This is a genomic window from Bradyrhizobium sp. USDA 336, assembly GCF_044908355.1.
GTDB lineage: Bacteria > Pseudomonadota > Alphaproteobacteria > Rhizobiales > Xanthobacteraceae > Bradyrhizobium > Bradyrhizobium yuanmingense.
This window is the reverse complement of record NZ_JBIYDC010000002.1, coordinates 6,816,116-6,834,873: the sequence shown is the minus strand read 5'-3', so window position 1 is coordinate 6,834,873 and position 18,758 is coordinate 6,816,116. Positions and strand designations below refer to the sequence as shown.

14 protein-coding genes and 1 pseudogene are annotated in these 18,758 nt (G+C 64.8%); 9 read left to right on the top strand and 6 right to left on the bottom strand.

Annotated features, from left to right (window positions below; all coding sequences use genetic code 11):
- The first annotated feature begins 14 nt into the window (after nucleotides 1–14).
- The 7 genes from cpaB to ABIA45_RS32940 are packed head-to-tail and all read left to right on the top strand — an operon-like array spanning nucleotide 15 to nucleotide 7,783.
- The gene (cpaB, locus tag ABIA45_RS32970; RefSeq protein WP_036036838.1) at nucleotides 15–812 is read left to right on the top strand and encodes a Flp pilus assembly protein CpaB; all 798 of its coding nucleotides are present in this window, start codon (nucleotides 15–17) and stop codon (nucleotides 810–812) included.
- On the top strand, nucleotides 809–2,299 hold the full coding sequence (locus ABIA45_RS32965) for a type II and III secretion system protein family protein (protein WP_271542837.1): 1,491 nt from the start codon (nucleotides 809–811) through the stop codon (nucleotides 2,297–2,299). Before cpaB ends, ABIA45_RS32965 begins: the two co-directional genes overlap by 4 nt.
- Before the next feature lie 15 nt (nucleotides 2,300–2,314).
- Nucleotides 2,315–3,049: a CpaD family pilus assembly protein gene (locus tag ABIA45_RS32960; RefSeq protein WP_404655788.1), complete on the top strand. Its 735-nt coding sequence runs from the start codon at nucleotides 2,315–2,317 to the stop codon at nucleotides 3,047–3,049.
- Entirely contained in the window at nucleotides 3,046–4,314 is a 1,269-nt protein-coding gene (locus tag ABIA45_RS32955; protein WP_036036832.1) for an AAA family ATPase, read from the top strand. The genes ABIA45_RS32960 and ABIA45_RS32955 overlap by 4 nt, the downstream gene beginning before the upstream one ends.
- Nucleotides 4,315–4,335: 21 nt before the next feature.
- A complete protein-coding gene (locus ABIA45_RS32950) occupies nucleotides 4,336–5,805 on the top strand; it encodes a CpaF family protein (RefSeq protein ID WP_128264290.1) in 1,470 nt (489 codons plus the stop codon).
- A 16-nt stretch (nucleotides 5,806–5,821) separates the two neighbouring features.
- Nucleotides 5,822–6,799 carry a type II secretion system F family protein gene (locus ABIA45_RS32945; protein ID WP_057028159.1) on the top strand — a complete coding sequence of 326 codons (978 nt, stop codon included), beginning with the start codon at nucleotides 5,822–5,824 and terminating at the stop codon, nucleotides 6,797–6,799.
- Between the two features lie 9 nt (nucleotides 6,800–6,808).
- Nucleotides 6,809–7,783, top strand: a complete 975-nt coding sequence (locus ABIA45_RS32940) for a type II secretion system F family protein (RefSeq protein WP_271542836.1) — start codon at nucleotides 6,809–6,811, stop codon at nucleotides 7,781–7,783.
- Between the two features lie 48 nt (nucleotides 7,784–7,831).
- Here ABIA45_RS32940 and ABIA45_RS32935 read toward each other — a convergent pair.
- Nucleotides 7,832–8,658 (bottom strand): annotated as a pseudogene (locus tag ABIA45_RS32935) (tetratricopeptide repeat protein).
- A 96-nt stretch (nucleotides 8,659–8,754) separates the two neighbouring features.
- Nucleotides 8,755–10,254: a metallophosphoesterase family protein gene (locus ABIA45_RS32930; RefSeq protein WP_404654847.1), complete on the bottom strand. Its 1,500-nt coding sequence runs from the start codon at nucleotides 10,252–10,254 to the stop codon at nucleotides 8,755–8,757.
- A gap of 450 nt (nucleotides 10,255–10,704) precedes the next feature.
- On the opposite strand from ABIA45_RS32930, the gene ABIA45_RS32925 reads away from it, so the two are divergent.
- Both ABIA45_RS32925 and ABIA45_RS32920 read left to right on the top strand, forming a co-directional pair.
- Nucleotides 10,705–12,078: a leucyl aminopeptidase family protein gene (locus ABIA45_RS32925; protein WP_404545882.1), complete on the top strand. Its 1,374-nt coding sequence runs from the start codon at nucleotides 10,705–10,707 to the stop codon at nucleotides 12,076–12,078.
- Nucleotides 12,071–12,925 (top strand): NlpC/P60 family protein, encoded by an 855-nt coding sequence (locus ABIA45_RS32920; protein WP_404654846.1) that lies wholly within the window; start codon nucleotides 12,071–12,073, stop codon nucleotides 12,923–12,925. The genes ABIA45_RS32925 and ABIA45_RS32920 overlap by 8 nt, the downstream gene beginning before the upstream one ends.
- Before the next feature lie 7 nt (nucleotides 12,926–12,932).
- Here the strand turns inward: ABIA45_RS32920 and ABIA45_RS32915 are convergent, their stop codons facing one another.
- Genes ABIA45_RS32915 through ABIA45_RS32900 form a run of 4 tightly spaced genes read right to left on the bottom strand, consistent with a single transcriptional unit; the run spans nucleotide 12,933 to nucleotide 18,751 of the window.
- Complete coding sequence (locus tag ABIA45_RS32915; RefSeq protein ID WP_404654845.1) at nucleotides 12,933–14,570, bottom strand: ABC transporter ATP-binding protein; 1,638 nt, start codon at nucleotides 14,568–14,570, stop codon at nucleotides 12,933–12,935.
- Between the two features lie 4 nt (nucleotides 14,571–14,574).
- Complete coding sequence (locus tag ABIA45_RS32910; RefSeq protein ID WP_271542831.1) at nucleotides 14,575–15,753, bottom strand: ABC transporter permease; 1,179 nt, start codon at nucleotides 15,751–15,753, stop codon at nucleotides 14,575–14,577.
- Entirely contained in the window at nucleotides 15,753–16,862 is a 1,110-nt protein-coding gene (locus tag ABIA45_RS32905) for a microcin C ABC transporter permease YejB (protein WP_035998032.1), read from the bottom strand. Before ABIA45_RS32905 ends, ABIA45_RS32910 begins: the two co-directional genes overlap by 1 nt.
- A gap of 2 nt (nucleotides 16,863–16,864) precedes the next feature.
- Nucleotides 16,865–18,751 (bottom strand): extracellular solute-binding protein, encoded by a 1,887-nt coding sequence (locus ABIA45_RS32900; protein ID WP_404654844.1) that lies wholly within the window; start codon nucleotides 18,749–18,751, stop codon nucleotides 16,865–16,867.
- Between the last annotated feature and the right edge of the window lie 7 nt (nucleotides 18,752–18,758).

Sequence of the window (18,758 nt, the reverse complement as noted above, 5' to 3'; positions counted from 1 at the left end):
GAAAGTTGAAGCGTATGAATAGGGCACGCATTGTCGTCCTGACGGTCGCCATCTGCGCCGGCGGCGTCGCCGCGTACCTGGCGAGCGGCTCCGACAATTCTGCGCCGCCTCCGGTTCCGGTCGCGCAGCTGCCGACCGTCGACGTCCTCGTGGCCAAGAACGACATCGGCCTCGGCCAGACCGTGAAGCCCGAAGACGTGCAATGGCAGACCTGGCCGACCGCGACCGCCAGCGCCACCTTCATCCGACGCAACGAGCGCCCCGACGGTGCGACCCAGGTGACCGGCTCGATCGCGCGCGCGCCCTTCATCCAGGGTGAGCCGATCCGCGACCAGAAGCTGGTCAAGGCCGAAGGTTCCGGCTTCATGGCGGCAATCCTGCCCACCGGCATGCGGGCGATCTCGACCGAGATCTCGCCGGAGACCGGCGCGGGCGGCTTCATCCTGCCCAACGACCGCGTCGACGTCCTGCTCACCCGCCGGCTGAAGAACCCGGATCAGAGCAGCGGCGCTCCCGACATCGTCACCTCCGAGATCATCCTGGCCAATATCCGGGTCCTGGCCATCGACCAGGCACCCAAGGAGAAGGACGGGCAGAACGCGGTGATCGGCAAGACCGTTACCCTCGAGCTCAATCCCGCGCAGACCGCAACGCTCTCCGCGGCGCGTCAGAGCGGCACGCTGTCGCTGGCGCTGCGCAGCATCGTCGACGTCAAGATGAGCGAGATCACGCTCGATGACTCCGCGCAGAAGCGCGAGGGTGTCTCGATCATTCGCTACGGCATTCCAAGTCAGGCGGCTAAGGCACGATGAAGACAGTCGACATCAAATACAGGGCAGATTCGGCGACGATGCGGACCTCACTGGTCCGCGCCCTGTCGTTTTCGGCCGCCCTCACGCTGGCGCTCAGCCCGACGATCGCCCCGGCGGTCGCCGCCGATTACCGCCCCGTGCCGCAGGCCGCGGCGGACGGCCAGATCAACGCGCGTTTCCTATCGCTCGGCATCGGCAAGTCGGTCGTGATCGACCTGCCGCGCGACATCAAGGACGTGCTGGTCGCCGATCCCAAGATCGCGAATGCGGTGGTCCGCTCCGCACAGCGCGCCTATATCATCGGCGCCGCGGTCGGCCAGACCAATATCGTGTTCTTCGATTCCGCCGGGCAGCAGATTGCGGCCTACGACATCGCGGTCAAGCGCGACCTCAACGGCGTGCGGGCTGCGCTGAAGCAGGTTCTGCCCAATTCGGACATCCAGATCGACGGCCTGGGCGACGGTATCGTCCTGTCCGGCACGGCCGCCAACCCTATGGAGGCGCAGCAGGCCAACGAGCTCGCTGCGCGCCTGGCCGGCGGCGTCGACAAGGTGGTGAACTCGATCGTGGTCCGCGGCCGCGACCAAGTCATGCTCAAGGTGACCGTTGCCGAAGTCGCGCGCACGATCGTCAAGCAGCTCGGTATCGACCTCACCGCCAACCTCAACTACGGCACCTCGGTGGTGAGCTTCAGCAACTCCAACCCGTTCACGGCCCTCGGCCGTAATCTGGTGGATGGCAACAATCTCACTGCGAGTTTCGGCGCGACGCCTTCGGTGCAGGCGACCCTGCGTGCGATGGAGAGCGCGGGCGTGATCAGGACGCTTGCCGAGCCGAACCTGACCGCGATCTCCGGAGAGTCCGCCACCTTCCTCGCCGGCGGCGAATTTCCGGTGCCTGCAGGTTATTCGTGCGATCCCGTCACGCGCGTCTGTACCACTCAGATCAGCTTCAAGAAGTTCGGCATCTCACTCAACTTTACGCCTGTGGTCCTGAGCGAAGGCAAGATCAGCTTGCGGGTGATGACCGAGGTCTCCGAACTGTCCAATGAGAATGCGATCACGCTGTCGCAGGCGGTGACCTCGAACACGGTCAACTCGCTGACGGTCCCCTCAATCAAAACACGCCGCGCAGAGACTTCGCTGGAAATTCCGTCCGGCGGCGCGATGGCGATGGCCGGCCTGATCCAGCAGCAGACCAAGCAAGCTGTCAACGGAATGCCGGGGCTGATGCAGCTCCCGATCCTCGGCACGCTGTTCCGCAGCCGCGACTTCGTCAACAATGCAACCGAGTTGGTCGTGATCGTGACGCCCTATGTGGTCCGCGCGGTGGCGCCGAAGGACCTGTCGCGGCCGGATGACGGCTTCGCCCCGCCTGCGGATCCGCAGGCGCAGCTGATCGGTAATATCAACCGGATCTATGGCGTGCCGGGCCGGACCGAACCGGCCAAGAACTACCGCGGCACCTACGGCTTCATTACCGACTGAGGCGGGGATTTCATGATGATCACGAGACCACCCCAGCTTCGCAAGCGCGCCATCAGCCTCGGTGGTGCGCTCATCGGCCTCGCGCTCGCGGTCGGGGGCTGCCAGCACGACGAAGTCCTCACGGCGTCCATTCCCGACGACTACAAGCAGCGCCATCCGATCGCGGTCGAGGAGCAGAATCGCTCGATCGTCGTCTTCGTGGGTCATGCCCGCGGGGGATTAACCGCTGCCCAGCGCGCTGACGTGATGGGCGTGGCATCGGCGTGGTTGCAAGAAGGCACCGGCGCGATTCGCATCGACGTGCCTTCCAATACGCCCAATGCTCGCCCGGTCGCCGATACGATGCGTGAGATCCAGGCGATGCTGGCGGCGGCAGGCGTTCCGCCGCGCGGCGTCAGCCTTCACCCCTACCAGCCGCAAGACACGCGCTTCCTCCCCCCGATCCGGCTCACCTATTCCAGGATTGCCGCAGTCGCCGGTCCCTGCGGCCTGTGGCCGGAAGACATCGGACCCTCGATGAAGAACAAGCGCTGGTTCGAGAATAAGGACTATTACAATTACGGCTGCGCTTATCAGCGCAACCTCGCGGCCATGGTCGACAATCCGTCGGATCTTGAGCAGCCGCGGCCCGAAACTCCGTCATACACGCCGCGGCGCATCACCGGGTTCGAGAAGTATCGCAAGGGAACGACGACGGCGACCACCTATCCCGAGGCCGACAGGGCCAAACTCAGCGACACCGGCAAATGATCAGTTACGCGCGCCAGACACACGAAGAGCAGCCGGCAGCAGCTCCTCCGCCGGTCGAGGAGCATATTGCGCCTGCGCCGCGCGTCTCGGTTCAGGCTTTCTGCGAAACCGTGGAGACGGCCGCCGCGGTGCAGTCGGCCGGCGAGGATCGCCGTCTCGGCAAGGCTCACCTGAAGATCCAGATGGGCGGCATGGCGGCCGCGATCGAAGCCTACCGCTCGGCTCCCACGCCGAACGTGATCGTGCTCGAGAGCGACGGCCGCAACGACCTGCTGGGCGGACTCGACCAGCTCGCCACCGTCTGCGATGCCGGGACCCGCGTGGTGGTGATCGGCCGCATCAACGACGTCACGCTCTATCGCGAGCTGGTGCGCCGCGGCGTCAGCGATTACGTGCTCGCGCCGGTCGGCGCGATCGACGTCGTACGCTCGATCTGCAACCTGTTCTCGGCCCCTGAAGCCAAGGCAGTCGGCCGCATCATCGCCGTGGTCGGAGCCAAGGGCGGCGTCGGGGCTTCGACCATCTCGCACAACGTCGCCTGGGCGATCGCGCGCGACCTCGCGATGGACGCCGTCGTCGCCGATCTCGACCTTGCCTTCGGCACCGCCGGCCTCGACTACAACCAGGATCCGCCGCAGGGTATCGCCGACGCGGTGTTCTCGCCCGACCGCGTCGACACCGCCTTCATCGACCGCCTGCTGTCGAAGTGCACCGACCATCTCAGCCTGCTGGCGGCGCCTGCGACGCTTGACCGGGTCTATGATTTCGGCACTGACGCTTTCGATGCCGTATTCGACACGCTACGCTCCACCATGCCCTGCATCGTGCTCGACGTTCCGCATCAATGGTCGGGCTGGACCAAGCGCGCCTTGATCGGGGCGGACGACATCCTGATCGTGGCCGCCCCGGACCTCGCCAATCTGCGCAATACCAAGAACCTGTTCGATCTATTGAAGGCCGCCCGCCCCAATGACCGGCCACCGCTCTACTGCCTGAACCAGGTCGGCGTGCCGAAACGGCCCGAAATCGCCGCCGCGGAGTTCGCCAAGGCGATCGAGAGCCAACCGGTCGTCTCGATCCCGTTCGAGCCGCAGATCTTCGGCTCGGCGGCCAACAACGGCCAGATGATTGCGGAGATCTCCGCCAACCACAGGTCGATCGAGATGTTCCTGCAGATCGCCCAGCGCCTGACCGGCCGTAGCGAGACCAAGAAGCAAAAGTCGTCCCTGCTTTCACCTCTGATTGAGAAGTTGCGGGGAAGATAAGCCGCCGCATGGAGTTGTTAAGTGTTCGGTAAGCGTAGCGGAACAGACACCGACCTTCGGGCGCCCAAGCCCGGCGCCGTGTCGCTCGAGCCTGCCCCGGCTCAGGCGTCGACGGTGTCGCGCGCTCCGCCTCCGCCGGCCGTCGCCTCGCCGCCGCTTGCGCCCGCCAAGGCTCCGCCGCCTCCGGCCATGGAGAGCCGGCGTTCGGACAATTATTACGAGGTCAAGGCGACCATCTTCGGCGCGCTGATCGAGGCCATCGACCTCGCCCAGCTCGCCAAGCTCGATTCGGAGTCCGCGCGCGAGGAAATCCGCGACATCGTCAACGAGATCATCGCGATCAAGAACATCGTGATGTCGATCGCCGAGCAGGAGGAGCTGCTCGACGACATCTGCAACGACGTCCTCGGCTACGGGCCACTCGAGCCGCTATTGTCGCGCGACGACATCGCCGACATCATGGTCAATGGCGCCAACACCGTCTACATCGAGGTCGGCGGCAAGATCCAGCGTACCGGCATCCGCTTCCGCGACAACCAGCAGCTTCTCAACATCTGCCAGCGCATCGTCAGCCAGGTCGGCCGGCGCGTCGACGAATCCTCGCCGATCTGCGACGCGCGCCTCGCCGACGGCTCTCGCGTCAACGCCATCGTGCCGCCACTGTCGATCGACGGCCCCGCGCTCACCATCCGCAAATTCAAGAAAGACAAGCTGACGCTGGATCAGCTCGTCAAGTTCGGCGCGATCACGCCGGAAGGCGCCGAGATCCTTCAGATCATCGGCCGCGTCCGCTGCAACGTGCTGATTTCCGGCGGTACCGGCTCGGGCAAGACGACCCTGCTCAACTGCCTCACCAACTACATCGAGCACGACGAGCGCGTCATCACCTGCGAGGACGCCGCCGAGCTCCAGCTGCAGCAGCCCCACGTGGTGCGGCTGGAAACCCGTCCGCCCAACATCGAGGGCGAGGGCCAGGTCACGATGCGCGAATTGGTGCGCAACTGCCTGCGTATGCGTCCCGAACGCATCATCGTCGGCGAGGTCCGCGGACCCGAAGCCTTCGACCTGCTGCAGGCCATGAACACCGGCCATGACGGCTCGATGGGCACGCTGCACGCCAACAACCCGCGCGAGGCGCTGTCGCGCTGCGAATCCATGATCACGATGGGCGGCTTTTCCCTTCCGTCGCGAACAATTCGCGAGATGATCTGCGCCTCGATCGATGTCATCATTCAGGCCGCGCGCCTGCGCGACGGCTCCCGCCGCATCACCCACATCACGGAGGTGATGGGCATGGAAGGCGACACCATCATCACCCAGGACATCTTCCTCTACGACATGGTCGGCGAGGACGCCAACGGCAAGATCATCGGCCGGCACCGCTCAACCGGCATCGGCCGTCCGAAGTTCTGGGAACGCGCCCGTTATTACGGCGAGGAGAAGCGCCTCGCCGCGGCACTCGACGCGGCGGAAGTCGCGCCGAAGACGTGAGCAGATCGGCAGCGCCATGAACATGCAGGTCCTCGCCCTCGCCTTCCTCGCCACCGCAGCAGTCGGTGGCATCGCCTGGGTATTCCTCTATCCGGTGCTGTCTGGGGAGCGAAAGGCGGAAAGCCGCCGTGCCTCGGTCGCGCGCGCCGAAGCGCCCACGGCCCGGCAAGCCGAGAAAACCCAGCGCTCGCGCCGCGAGCAGGTCGAGTCCACGCTGAAGGACCTCGAGGCGCGGCGCGCCCAGGAGAAGAGCGCCCCGCTCAGCGTCCGCCTGTCGCAGGCCGGGCTCGACTGGACGCCGCAGAAGTTCTGGACCGTGTCCGCCGTGGTGGCCGGCGTTTTTTTCGCGGCCGCCATGTTCGCGGGCGGCGGCCTGATCGGCGCCGCCGGTCTTGCCTTTGCCGGCGGCTTCGGCCTGCCGCGCTGGGCACTCGGCTTCCTCAAGAAGCGTCGCGAAACCAAGTTCCTGGCTGCACTGCCCGACGCGGTCGACGTGATCGTCCGCGGCATCAAGGCAGGCCTGCCCTTGTTCGAATCGATCAAGGTCGTAGCCGCCGATTCGCCCGAGCCGCTGCGCAGCGAGTTTCTGGCCATCATCGAGACGCAGGCGATCGGCATGCCGCTGGGCGAGGCCTGCGCGCGGCTCTACGAGCGCATGCCGCTGCCGGAAGCCAATTTCTTCGGCATCGTGGTGTCGATCCAGCAGAAATCGGGCGGCAACCTCTCCGAAGCGCTCGGTAACCTCTCCAAGGTGCTGCGCGACCGCAAGAAGATGAAGGAAAAGATCCAGGCGATGTCGATGGAAGCCAAGGCCTCGGCCGGCATCATCGGCTCGCTGCCGCCGATCGTGATGTTCCTGGTCTATCTCACGACGCCGCAATACATCTCGGTGCTTTGGACTCATCCCACCGGCCAGCTGATGCTGGTCGGCTGCGTCGTCTGGATGTCGATCGGCATCCTGGTGATGAAGAAGATGATCAACTTCGATTTCTGACGGTGTCGCATGGTCGAATTCCTCGTCTCGAAACTGCACGACGTCCGTTTCATGACCATGCTGCTCGCGGCCATCGCCGCGAGCGCCACCGTCTATACGCTGGTGATGCCGTTGTTCGCCGGCGAGGGCCTCTCCAAGCGCATGAAGGCGGTGGCGAGCGAGCGTGAACGCATCCGGCAGCGCGAGCGTGAGCGTCTCAACAAGAGCGAGAAGGTTTCGCTGCGCCAGACGCCCAAGCAACTCGTCTCCAAGGTGGTCGAGGACTTCAACCTAACCAAATGGCTCGCGCAGGAGGCTGCGCGGGACAAGCTCATCATGGCAGGTTACCGCGGACAGGCGCCCTACATCACCTTCCTGTTTGCCCGCATGGTCGCCCCGATCGTGTTCTTGATCGGCTCGGCCCTCTACGTGTTCGTGATTGGAAACATGCAACAGGCGTTGCCGATCAAGATCGGCATCTGTATCGGCGCCGCCTATCTCGGCCTCCAGGCGCCGATGCTGTTCCTCAGAAATGCGATCTCCAAGCGCCAGCTCTCGATCAAGCGTGCGTTTCCCGACGCACTCGATTTGCTCCTGATCTGCATCGAATCCGGCATGTCGGTCGAGATGGCATTCCGGAAAGTTGCGACCGAAATCGTGGGCCAGTCAATCGCGCTGTCGGAGGAGTTCACCCTGACCACGGCCGAGCTGTCCTACCTGCAGGATCGTAAGGTCGCCTATGAGAACCTGGCACGGCGCACCGGGCTGGAGGGCGTCAAGTCGGTGTGTCTGGCGCTGCAACAGGCGGAACGATACGGCACCCCGCTCGGCCATTCTCTGCGCGTCATGGCGCAGGAAAATCGCGACATGCGCATGAACGAGGCCGAGAAGAAGGCGGCCGCGCTGCCGCCGAAGCTCACGGTGCCGATGATCCTGTTCTTCCTGCCTGTGCTGTTCGTGGTCATTCTCGGACCCACCGCCATCAAGGTCACCGAGATGCAATGAGCCGGGCTGGACCATACGGTCCGCCACCAAGGCCAGGAAGTCAGATGATCAGCCGGGCTGGCTCAGCGAAGCGACCGCTGCATCCGCTTCGGCGCGCCGCGCGGGACCTCGCTACGGCTCAGCATCTCCTTGAGATAGGCGACATTGGCCGCAGCCTGGTCCGGCGGCAGGTCCGCCTTGACGATGGTCTCCGCCTCCGCGAAGCGGCCCTGCAGGCCGACGACCAGGCCGAGATTCTGCCGGACCCGGGCGCTGGCACGCGGCGAGGCATGCGCCTGCCGCAGCGCCTCTTCCGCCTTCGGCAGCTCTTTCGACAGCATGTAGGACAGGCCGAGGTTGGAGAGCACGCCGGGATCACCCGGTGCGATCTTGAGCGCGCTCGCGTAATAGGATCGCGCCTCCTCATGACGGCCCATCTGGTCGAGCGCGGTGCCCTGCACCGAGAGCAGGCGCCAGTCCGGATTGTCGGGCGAATGCGCCTTCGACAGCACGTCGAAGGCCTGCTGGAAATTGCCGTTGTCGGCGAGTGCGCGGCCGTACTGGGCAAGCAGCGCCTTGTTGCCGGGGTTGGCGATGGTCGCCTGCTCGAGCACGGCGGCGGCCTGGGCGCGCTGGCCGTTGGCGCGCAAGGCCTGTCCATAGGCGAGCGCGGCGTCGGCATCTTTGGGATTGGCGCGGTAGCGCTCGCCATAGGCTTCGACCGCACGCGCCGGATCGGTGGGCGCGCGATCGGCGGAGGCCGCGTCCGCCCGGCCGACCGAGCCCGTCACCTCCGAGAGTTTCGACATCGCCGTGCAGCCGCCGAGGCTCATCGCCACCGTCGCGACCAGCGACGTCGAAGCAAGTAGCCGGGTAAGCCTGATCCGTTGACGCATGACGCTTTGACTCTCGAGCTGCTCGATCGAGCCGAACGTGTCAGCAGTAGAATGTTAACCCTAACGGCCGGTTAACAGCGCTCAGACGCGCTTCTCTCACGCCGGCGATGGTTGCGGCGGCGCTTTGCCGCCGAGGCCGAGATCGAGGCCGAGCGCCTGCACCTGCTGATCCAGCTCCCGCAGCAATTGCAGCCGCTGCCGCCCCCGCCGCTGAACGTCGACACTATCACAAGGCAGCCGCGGCACCTGACGCAGGAAGTCGTTACAATTGATCAGGCCTTTCCCGTAGAGCTCATCGAGCCGAGCGCGATCAATGCCGAGCACGTCAGCGGATTGCTCGATCAATCGGTTGAGCAGCGTTTTCACCGCGGCGAGCGCGTCGCTGTCGAATCCCGGCCGGGATCTCGCGGCCTTACGCTCGAGCTCCGCCCAGGCATGGGCCGAGACCATGTAGGTGTAGAGCGCTATCGCCCAGTTCGGCTCCGCCTCATCGTAAAAGCTGCCACGCATGAACAGCCGGCGGACGATCGCCGCGACCTGGTCGCGTTTCAGTGAGCGGGACGAGGCCGCCTCGATCGCCGACTGGACGGCCGGATCGCGAGAAAAATCCCGCCCCGCCGACAGCCTGATGACGCCGCCCGGCAGGTTGGAGTCGAGCGGCCTGAAGGCCGCATCGTTGCGGAGCCTCGTGTAGCGGGTGATCGCGAAGCGGTGCTCGTTGCGGCCGGCCGCGGGGCCGAAATGAACGAGGTTGAAACCGGCATCGTCGCCGGCTTGCCCGGTCGAGGACGGACAGGAGAGCACGTAGATCGTGCGCCAGAACGCCTCACCGCTCTCGCTCGACGTCGCACGCGGATCGGGGATGGAATAGCGGGTCAGCCCCTCGACATGGCGATGACCGTGCAGAACCAGATCGACGTTGAGCGAGGTGGCGGCCTCGAGGAAGGTCGCGGGTGCGGCGAGATACATCAGCGGCTCGTCCGGCATGCCTAGAAAGCGCTTTCCTTCGCCGGTGGCCTGCGGCAGCGGGTGATGGTGCAGGGCCAGCACACGCACCAGATTTTCCGCCGGCTCGGCGTAGTCGGCGCGCCCGGTCGAACCGATGCTTCCCGCGACCTCGGCGCTCAGCCGGGCGGAATCGGCGACCATCGCCTTGTAAGCGCTCTCGTCGATCTTGCCGCTCGCGAGCGCCTTCAAGTTGGCGCGATTGGAATCGAGCAGCACCAGGTCGAGGCCTGCCTGAGGGTAATAGACATTCTTCGCGGTCCGCGGCAGGTGCAGGTAGTCGTAGGCGTCGTGACGGCCCGCACGCTGGCTCGGCCGCTTGACGTCGTGATTGCCTGCCACGGCCTGGATATCGGTGAACAGCCCTGTCTGCCGGAAGGATGCGATGACGGCGAGCGCCTCGTCGAGCGCGCGCGGCGTTGGGTCGTCCACCAGATCGCCCGTGATCAGCAGGATGCGATCGGGAACATTCGCGGCAGCCGCCATCTTCTCGCAAATCGCGGCCCTGAGCGTCTCGATGGCCGGAAGCAGCCGGCCCGACCCGTCCAGATGCAGGTCGGAAATCTGCGCAACAACGAACGATCTATCCATTTTGCGCCGCTCATCTGCACATGCTGCGCCGCCTAAACAATGAGAAAAATGCTTCGACGAACAGATTCAGCCGTATCGACCCAACCTGGGCGGGCACCATGCCGCCGCGTGTCTGCGTTCGGGTTCATGCAGAGCAAGCGACACAATCTAAAATGTTCGTTGATAATGCCACAACCGAAGCGCTAGTAAAGCCCTGCGGCCGTGGCGTTGCGAACGGCAGCTCTCGGCGTGAGATACGAGATTTGTCCGCGGACGGTTTCGTCGCGCCCGGTCGATATTCGATGGCAAGCCGCTCGCGGATCCCGTCGAGCGCATCGAACCGCATGCCCACCTTGCGACGCGTAGCGGCTCGCTGAACGGTGACGGCAAAGCCGATTGCAGCGGCGGCCAAACTCTGCGAAGTCTCGTCCGTTCGCATGACTCGCCTGAACTGACGATCCGGACCCGCCAATGCCTTCTGTCTTCGAGACGTCATCCGCCGCCACCCCGATCACCTTCGTCACCAAATCGAGCTGGGATCAGGTCGCCGAGACGCTGCCGCCGGCGCAACGCCAGTTCGCGCGTGCCAGCGCCTTCGCCGCCAAGCCGGGCAGCTATCTGGCGCTGCCCGCGACCGACGGCACCATTGCGCAGGTACTGTTCGGGCTGGAGGAAGAGGATGCAAGATCGCGCGACCTGTTTCGGCCCGGCGCCCTGGCCGGCCTCTTGCCGCCCGGCACCTATCGGTTTGCCAATGCACCGCACGATGCGCGGCTGGCCGCGCTCGCCTTCGCACTGGGTTGCTACCGCTTTGCCCGCTACCGCAAGGCAGACCGCCCCGAGATCCGGCTGGTGCCGCCTGACGGGGTCGAAGCGGCCGAGATCGAGCGGATTGCCGATGCGGCAATGCTCGCGCGCGACCTCATCAACACGCCGTCCAACGACATGGGCCCGGGTGAGCTCGCCGCAGCCGCGCAAGCGCTCGCCGCCGAGTTCGGCGCGAGCTTTTCCTGCACCATCGGCGAAGAGCTGGCGAAGAACTTTCCGCTGATCCACGCCGTCGGCATGGCCTCCAGCCGCGCGCCGCGGCTGATCGACATCGTCTGGGGCAATCCCGATCATCCCAAGGTGACGCTGGTCGGCAAGGGCGTGTGTTTCGACACCGGCGGCCTCGACCTCAAGCCGTCGAGCGGCATGCTGATCATGAAGAAGGACATGGGCGGCGCCGCCAACGTGCTGGCGCTGGCGCGCATGGTGATGGATGCAAAGCTGAAGGTGCGGCTGCGCGTGCTGATCCCGGCGGTGGAGAACGCTGTCGCGGGCAATGCCTTCCGCCCGCTCGACATCTTCACCTCGCGCAAAGGGATCACCGTCGAGATCGGCAACACCGACGCCGAGGGCCGCCTCGTGCTCGCCGACGCGCTGGCCCTGGCCGACGAGGAGAAGCCTGATCTGCTGATCGACCTGGGCACGCTGACCGGTGCGGCCCGCGTCGCGCTGGGGCCGGATCTGCCGCCCTTCTACACCCATGATGAGACGCTGGCCGCCGACGTCGCGCGCTGCGCGATGAAGGAGAACGATCCGTTGTGGCGCATGCCGCTGTGGCCGCCTTACGATGCCTGGCTGGACTCCAAGACCGCCACCATCACCAATGCACCGTCGGGCGGTTTCGCCGGCTCGATCACCTGCGCGCTGTTCCTGCAACGCTTCGTCGAGCACGCCAAGAGCTGGCTCCATGTCGACATCTATGGCTGGACGCCGTCGGCGAAGCCGGCGCGGCCCGAGGGCGGCGAATGCCAGGCCGCACGCGCCATCTACGCACTGCTGAGCGAGCGCTATGCCTGATCCAGGACACGACCCGAGGCTGACGCCGGCGCGGGGCGACCTTGCCGCCAAATATCTCGAAGGCAAGGTCGAGGCGCAGCGCTTCGTCGAGGGTGACGAGTTCGAGGTCGTCGAGCCGATCGCGCCCATACGCGAGCAGCCGTCCTCGAACGCGACGTTGATGACCGAAGCGCTGCGCGGCGAACGCGTCACCATCTACGACCGCAACGGCGAGGGTTGGGCCTGGGGCCAGCTCAATGACGATGGCTATGTCGGCTGGCTGCCGGATGCGGCGCTCGCAAAGCCGTCGGCTGCCGCAACGCACTTGGTCGGCGCACTGCGGACGTTTGCGTTCCCCGGCCCCTCGATCAAGCTGCCGCCGGCCGACACGCTCGTGATGGGATCGAAGCTCGCCGTGGCGCGCGAGGACGGCAGCTTCGCCGTGACGCACGACGGCAGATATCTGCCGAGAACGCATCTCATCCCGCTCGATCGTCGCGAACCGGATTTCGTCGCGGTGGCCGAGCGCTTCGTCGGCACGCCCTATCTGTGGGGGGGCAAGAGCAGCTTTGGCATCGATTGCTCCGGCCTCGTCCAGGTCTCGCTGACATCAGCCGGGATCGGCTGCCCGCGCGACAGCGACATGCAGCTCGCCGGTCTCGGCCGCACACTGGAGCCGCATGAATGGAGCAGCTTGCAGCGGGGCGATCTGATCTTCTGGAAAGGTCATGTCGCGATCGTGCGCGACGCCACCACCATGGTTCACGCCAATGCGCATGACATGGCAACGGTGATCGAGCCGATCGAGCCAGCGATCGCGCGGATCAAGGCGGCTGGCAGCGAGGTCGTCGCGATCAAGCGGCTCTGACGGAGCGCTACGTCGCCACCGCCCCGTTCCCGGCCGTCTCCAGCCGGAACGCGGCTGCGAACAACGCACGGGTGTAGTCCGTTTTCGGATTCCTGAACAATTCGGCCGCCTGCCCCTCCTCGACCACCTTGCCGCCGCGCATCACGATGAGGTGGCTGGCGAGCGAGGCGACGACACGCAAATCGTGCGAAATGAACATGTAGGTGAGCTCGCGCTTGCGCTGCAGCTCGCGCAACAGATCGACCATCTGCGCCTGGAACAGCATGTCGAGCGCGCTGGTCGGTTCGTCCAGCACGACGAAATCAGGCTCCAGCACGATCGCGCGCGCGATCGAGATGCGCTGACGCTGGCCGCCGGAGAATTCGTGCGGATAGCGGAAGCGCGTCTCCGGATTGAGTCCGACATCCTCGAGTGCCTTGACCACGCGCGCCTCGCGTTCCTCGCGCGAGAGCGCCGGCTGATGCACGGACAGGCCCTCGGCGATGATGTCGGCCACCGACATGCGCGGTGAGAGCGAGCCGAACGGATCCTGGAACACGATCTGCATGTCGCGACGGAAGGGACGCATCTCCTTGAAGCGCAGGCCCTGGATGTCGTTCCCCAAGAACACGATGCGTCCGTTCGAGGAGATCAGCCGCAGCAGCGCCAGCCCCAGCGTGGTCTTGCCCGAGCCGGATTCGCCGACCACGCCGAGCGTCTCGCCCTTGCGTACGGCGACACTGACCCCATCGACCGCCTTGATGTGACCGACCGTCTTGCGCATCAGGCCGCGCTTGATTGGGAACCAGACCTTGAGATCATTGGCCGACATCACCACCGGCGCATTCGGCTGCGGCGGCGCCGGATCGGGCTTGGGCTCCGCCGCGAGCAGGTCACGCGTATAGGGATGTTTCGGGGCCTTGAAGACCTGCTCGACCGGACCCTGCTCGACGATCAGGCCGCCCTTCATGACACAGACGATGTCGGCGATGCGGCGCACGATGCCGAGATCGTGGGTGATGAACAGCAGGCTCATGCCGAGCCGCGCGCGGATCTCGGCGAGCAGCGCCAGGATCTGCGCCTGCACCGTGACGTCGAGCGCCGTGGTCGGCTCGTCCGCGATCAGAAGGTCCGGCTCGTTGGCGAGCGCCATCGCGATCATTACGCGCTGGCGCTGGCCGCCGGAGAGCTGGTGCGGATAGCTGTTCAGCCGCGTCTCGGGATCAGGGATGCCGACCTGGGTCAAGAGCTCCAGCGTCCGCTTGCGCGCCTGCGCATTGCCGGTCGGATTGTGCAGCTGGATGATCTCGCCGATCTGCGCCTCGATCGTGTGCAGCGGATTGAGCGAGGTCATCGGCTCCTGGAAGATGATGGAGATGTCGCTGCCCCTGATCTCCCGCATCTGCTGCTCGGACCGGTCGATCAGCTCCTGGCCCTTGAAGCGGATGCTGCCGGACGGATGGGAGGCATTCGGATACGGCAGCAGCTTCAGGATCGAGAGTGCGCTGACCGACTTGCCGGAGCCGGACTCGCCGACCAGCGCGACGCATTCGCCCCGCTTGATCTGGAACGAGACCTTGTCGACCGCGAGCGTGGTGGCGCCGCCCTGGTGAAAGGCCACCGAGAGGTCGCGAACGGCGAGCAGGGGCTGGTTGATCGCATCCATGGCCTTACCTGAACGTCTTGCGCGGATCGAAGGCGTCGCGCACGGCTTCACCGATGAAGATCAACAGCGAGAGCATGATCGCGACCGAGAAGAAGCCGGAGAAGCCGAGCCACGGTGCCTGCACATTGGCCTTGGCCTGCGAGAGCAATTCGCCGAGCGAGGGCGATCCCGGTGGCAGGCCGAAGCCGAGGAAATCGAGCGCCGTCAGCGTCATCACCGAGCTCGAAACGATGAACGGCAGGAACGTCATGGTCGCGACCATCGCGTTCGGCAGCAGGTGGCGGAACATGATCAGGGGATTGGAGACGCCGAGCGCACGTGCCGCCTGGACGTATTCGAAATTACGCCCGCGCAGGAACTCGGCGCGCACGAGGCCGACCAGCGACACCCAGGAGAACAGCAGAAGGATTCCGAGCAGCACGAAGAAGCCCGGCACGAGCACCGAGGACAGGATCAGGAGAAGATAGAGCGAGGGAATCGCCGTCCAGATCTCGATAAAGCGCTGGAAGATCAGATCGACCCGGCCCCCGAAATAGCCCTGCACCGCTCCCGCCGCGATGCCGATGACGGACGAAACGATGGTGAGGCAAAGACCGAACAGCACCGAGATGCGGAAGCCGTAGATCAGCCGCGCCACCACGTCGCGCCCCTGATCGTCGGTGCCGAGCCAATTGTATTCGAGATCGCGGCAGCTCTTCAGTCCCTTCTTCTCCACCACCGGCTTGCACTGCTTCTCCGTCAGCATCCAGGTCGGCGGCGACGGCGCCGGCGTCGGCAGATCGAGATTGTGGGTATCGTAGGAGTAACGGATCAGCGGCCAGACGATGCTGCCGCCCTTCTCCTTGATCAGCTTCTGCAAGTAGGGGTCACGATAGTCGGCCGCCGTCTCGAAATCCCCGCCGAAGGTCGTCTCCGAATAGGTGACGAAAGCCGGCCAATAGAGACGGCCATCGAATTTGATCAGGAAGGGCCGATCATTGGCAATCAGCTCGGCGAACAGCGAAATCACGAACAGGCCGATGAAGATCCAGAACGACCAGTAGCCGCGGCGGTTGGCCTTGAAATTCTGCCACCGCCGCTTGTTGAGCGGTGAAGGCACGAAGGCTTTGCGCGTGATAGGAACGGCATCGCCAAGCGGCGACTTCGCGGTAGTCTCGATCGGCGTCGGCGCGGTGATCGTCATCAGACCTCCCGTGCCTCGAAATCGATCCGGGGGTCGATCCACATATAGGTCAGGTCGGAGATCAAGTTGATCACGAGTCCGACCAGCGAAAAGATGTAGAGCGTGCCGAACACCACGGGATAGTCGCGATTGAGCACGCTCTCGAAGCTGAGCAGTCCGAGCCCGTCCAGCGAGAAGATGGTCTCGATCAGCAGCGAGCCGGAAAAGAAGGCGTGGATGAAAGTGCCGGGGAAGCCGGCGATCACGATCAGCATCGCGTTGCGGAAGACGTGGCCATAGAGCACCCGGTTCTCGCTGCAGCCCTTGGCGCGCGCGGTCATGACGTATTGCTTGCGAATCTCGTCCAGAAACGAGTTCTTGGTCAGAAACGTCATCGTGGTGAACGCGCCCAACCCCATGGCGATCAGCGGCAGCGTCAGGTGCCAGAAATAATCGATGATCTTCCAGTACCAAGGAAATTGCGACCAGCCGTCCGAGGTCAGCCCGCGCAGCGGGAACCAGTTGAAGAACGAGCCGCCGGCAAACAGGATGATCAGCAGGATCGCGAACAGGAAGCCGGGGATGGCATAGCCGAGCACGAGCACCGTCGAGGTCCAGGTGTCGAACCGCGCCCCGTCATTCACGGCCTTGCGAATGCCGAGCGGAATCGAGATCAGGTAGGTCAGAAGCGTCAGCCAGAGACCAAGCGAGATCGAGACCGGCAGCTTTTCCTTGATCAGCTGCAGCACGCTGACGTCGCGAAAATAGCTCTTGCCGAAATCGAAGCGGGCGAAATTCCACACCATCAGCAGGAAGCGTTCCGGCGCCGGCTTGTCGAATCCGAACTGCACTTCCAGCTTCTTGATGAAATCGGGGTCGAGGCCCTGCGCGCCGCGATATTTCGAGTTGACGGAATCGCCGCCCGCACCGACCTGCCCCGGGGCGCGCTGCGCAAAATCGCTGCCGCCCGATATGCGCGAGGTGCCGCCGGTGTCGGCGCCCGAGAGCTGCGCGATCACGCGCTCGACTGGGCCGCCCGGCGCGAACTGCACGACGACAAAGGACACGAAGAGGATCCCGAGCAGGGTCGGGATCATCAGGAGCAGGCGGCGGGCGATATAGGCGCTCATGGCTATTTTGCCTGCTCGAGCTTGGCCGCCTTGGCGGATTCATACCACCAGATCTCCGGCGCTCCGACGCCGTTGGCATAGCGCGGGAGCTTCGGCGGATGGCCGAACTGATCCCAATAGGCCAGCCGGTGCGTCTTGTTGTACCATTGCGGCACCCAATAGCGACCGGCGCGGAACAGGCGATCGAAGGCGCGGCAGGCGACGGTCAGCTCTTCGCGGCTGTCGGCCGCCATGATCTTCTCGATCATGGCGTCGATCGCCGGACTGGCGACCCCAGCGAGATTGTACGAGCCCTTGGTGTTTGCGACCTGCGAGGAGAAGAACGCGCGCATGGCATCGCCTGGTGTCGCCGACATGCTGAAGCGTTGGATAGTCATGTCGAAATCGAAATCTTCCTGCCGGGCCTTGTGCTGTACGGCATCGACGAGGCGCACGCTCGCTTCGATGCCGAGTGTCGCGAGATTCTTGATGTAAGGCGCGTGGTGCGGCTGAAACGAGGGCTCATCCAGCAGGAACTCGATCTTGAACACCTCCCCGTTCGGCAGCACCCGCTTGCCGTCCTTGATGGGTACGCCGGCCTCGGTCAGCAATTGCTGCGCCTTGCGGAGCAGGCTGCGATCCTGACCGGAGCCGTCGGAGGTCGGCGGCATGAACGGCGCCGCAAATACCTCATCGGGAACCTGGCGGCGAAACGGCTCCAGCAGCTTCAGTTCTTCCGGCGAGGGCGGCGCATTGCCAGCCATCAGGTCCGAGTTCTGGAACGGCGACACCGTACGGGCATAGGCGCCGTACATGATGGTCTTGTTGGTCCATTCGAAATCGAAGGCGTTGATCAGGGCCTCGCGCACGCGTGGGTCTTTGAATTTGTCGCGCCGCGTATTGATGAACCAGCCTTGCGCGCCGGAGGGCGTATCGTCGGGCACGACCTCCAACTTGACCCGACCTTCCTTCACCGCGGGGAAGTCATAGCGCGTCGCCCAGATGCGCGAAGTGAACTCCTCGCGATAGAGATAGCTCTTGCCGGTAAAGCCCTCGAAGGCGACATCGCGGTCGCGATAGAACTCGTAGCGGACGACATCGAAATTATAGCTGCCGCGGCAGGGCGGTAGATCAGCGGCCCACCAGTCCTTCACACGTTCGAACTCGATGTAGCGATTGACCTCGAACCTGCCGACCTTGTACGGACCCGAGCCGAGCGGAATGTCCAGAGACGATTCATCGAACGGGCGGGAGGCGTAGTACGCCTTCGAGAAGATCGGCAGACTGGCGACATAGAGCGGCACGTCGCGCGCGCGCCCCTTGGCGAAGGTGACGACGAGCATCGCATCGTCGAGGGCTTCCGCACTGATCATGTCGCGCATCTGCACGATGATCAACGGATGCCCCTTAGTCTTCAGCGTCGTCAGCGAAAAAGCCGCATCGTGGGCTGTGAGCCTGGTCCCGTCGTGGAATTTCGCCTCGGGCCGCATCGTGAAGCGGTAGACCAGCTTGTCCGGCGATATCTGCACGGATTTGGCCGCCAGCCCGTACATTGCGTCAGGCTCGTCAGCTGCCCGGACCATCAGCGGCGAAAACGTCATACCCATACCTTGCGCGCCGTCGCCTTTCAGGATGAAGGCGTTGAGCGAGTTGAAGGTCTGGTAAGACTGATTGTAGGCCCGCACCGACGGGATCAGCGAGAACGTGCCGCCTTTCGGCGCGTCGACATTGACGTAATCGAAATGACGGAAGTCGGCGGGATATTTGAGATCGCCGAATGCCGACATGCCGTGCGCCTCGGTCGCCGCTTCCGATGCTCGCGCGCTGCGCGCCAGCGGCGCGCCGACGGACGCCCCGAGGGCGCCGCCAACACCCAGGACCAGCACATGGCGGCGTGACATCTGCGTCATGCGGGGA

Excerpts from the sequence above, each read along its gene's own strand:
- cpaB (WP_036036838.1), top strand. The coding sequence starts at position 15 with ATGAATAGGGCACGCATTGTCGTCCTGACGGTCGCCATCTGCGCCGGC.
- ABIA45_RS32965 (WP_271542837.1), top strand. The coding sequence starts at position 809 with ATGAAGACAGTCGACATCAAATACAGGGCAGATTCGGCGACGATGCGG.
- ABIA45_RS32960 (WP_404655788.1), top strand. The coding sequence starts at position 2,315 with ATGATCACGAGACCACCCCAGCTTCGCAAGCGCGCCATCAGCCTCGGT.
- ABIA45_RS32955 (WP_036036832.1), top strand. The coding sequence starts at position 3,046 with ATGATCAGTTACGCGCGCCAGACACACGAAGAGCAGCCGGCAGCAGCT.
- ABIA45_RS32945 (WP_057028159.1), top strand. The coding sequence starts at position 5,822 with ATGAACATGCAGGTCCTCGCCCTCGCCTTCCTCGCCACCGCAGCAGTC.
- ABIA45_RS32940 (WP_271542836.1), top strand. The coding sequence starts at position 6,809 with ATGGTCGAATTCCTCGTCTCGAAACTGCACGACGTCCGTTTCATGACC.
- ABIA45_RS32930 (WP_404654847.1), bottom strand. The coding sequence starts at position 10,254 with ATGGATAGATCGTTCGTTGTTGCGCAGATTTCCGACCTGCATCTGGAC.
- ABIA45_RS32925 (WP_404545882.1), top strand. The coding sequence starts at position 10,705 with ATGCCTTCTGTCTTCGAGACGTCATCCGCCGCCACCCCGATCACCTTC.
- ABIA45_RS32920 (WP_404654846.1), top strand. The coding sequence starts at position 12,071 with ATGCCTGATCCAGGACACGACCCGAGGCTGACGCCGGCGCGGGGCGAC.
- ABIA45_RS32915 (WP_404654845.1), bottom strand. The coding sequence starts at position 14,570 with ATGGATGCGATCAACCAGCCCCTGCTCGCCGTTCGCGACCTCTCGGTG.
- ABIA45_RS32910 (WP_271542831.1), bottom strand. The coding sequence starts at position 15,753 with ATGACGATCACCGCGCCGACGCCGATCGAGACTACCGCGAAGTCGCCG.
- ABIA45_RS32905 (WP_035998032.1), bottom strand. The coding sequence starts at position 16,862 with ATGAGCGCCTATATCGCCCGCCGCCTGCTCCTGATGATCCCGACCCTG.
- ABIA45_RS32900 (WP_404654844.1), bottom strand. The coding sequence starts at position 18,751 with ATGACGCAGATGTCACGCCGCCATGTGCTGGTCCTGGGTGTTGGCGGC.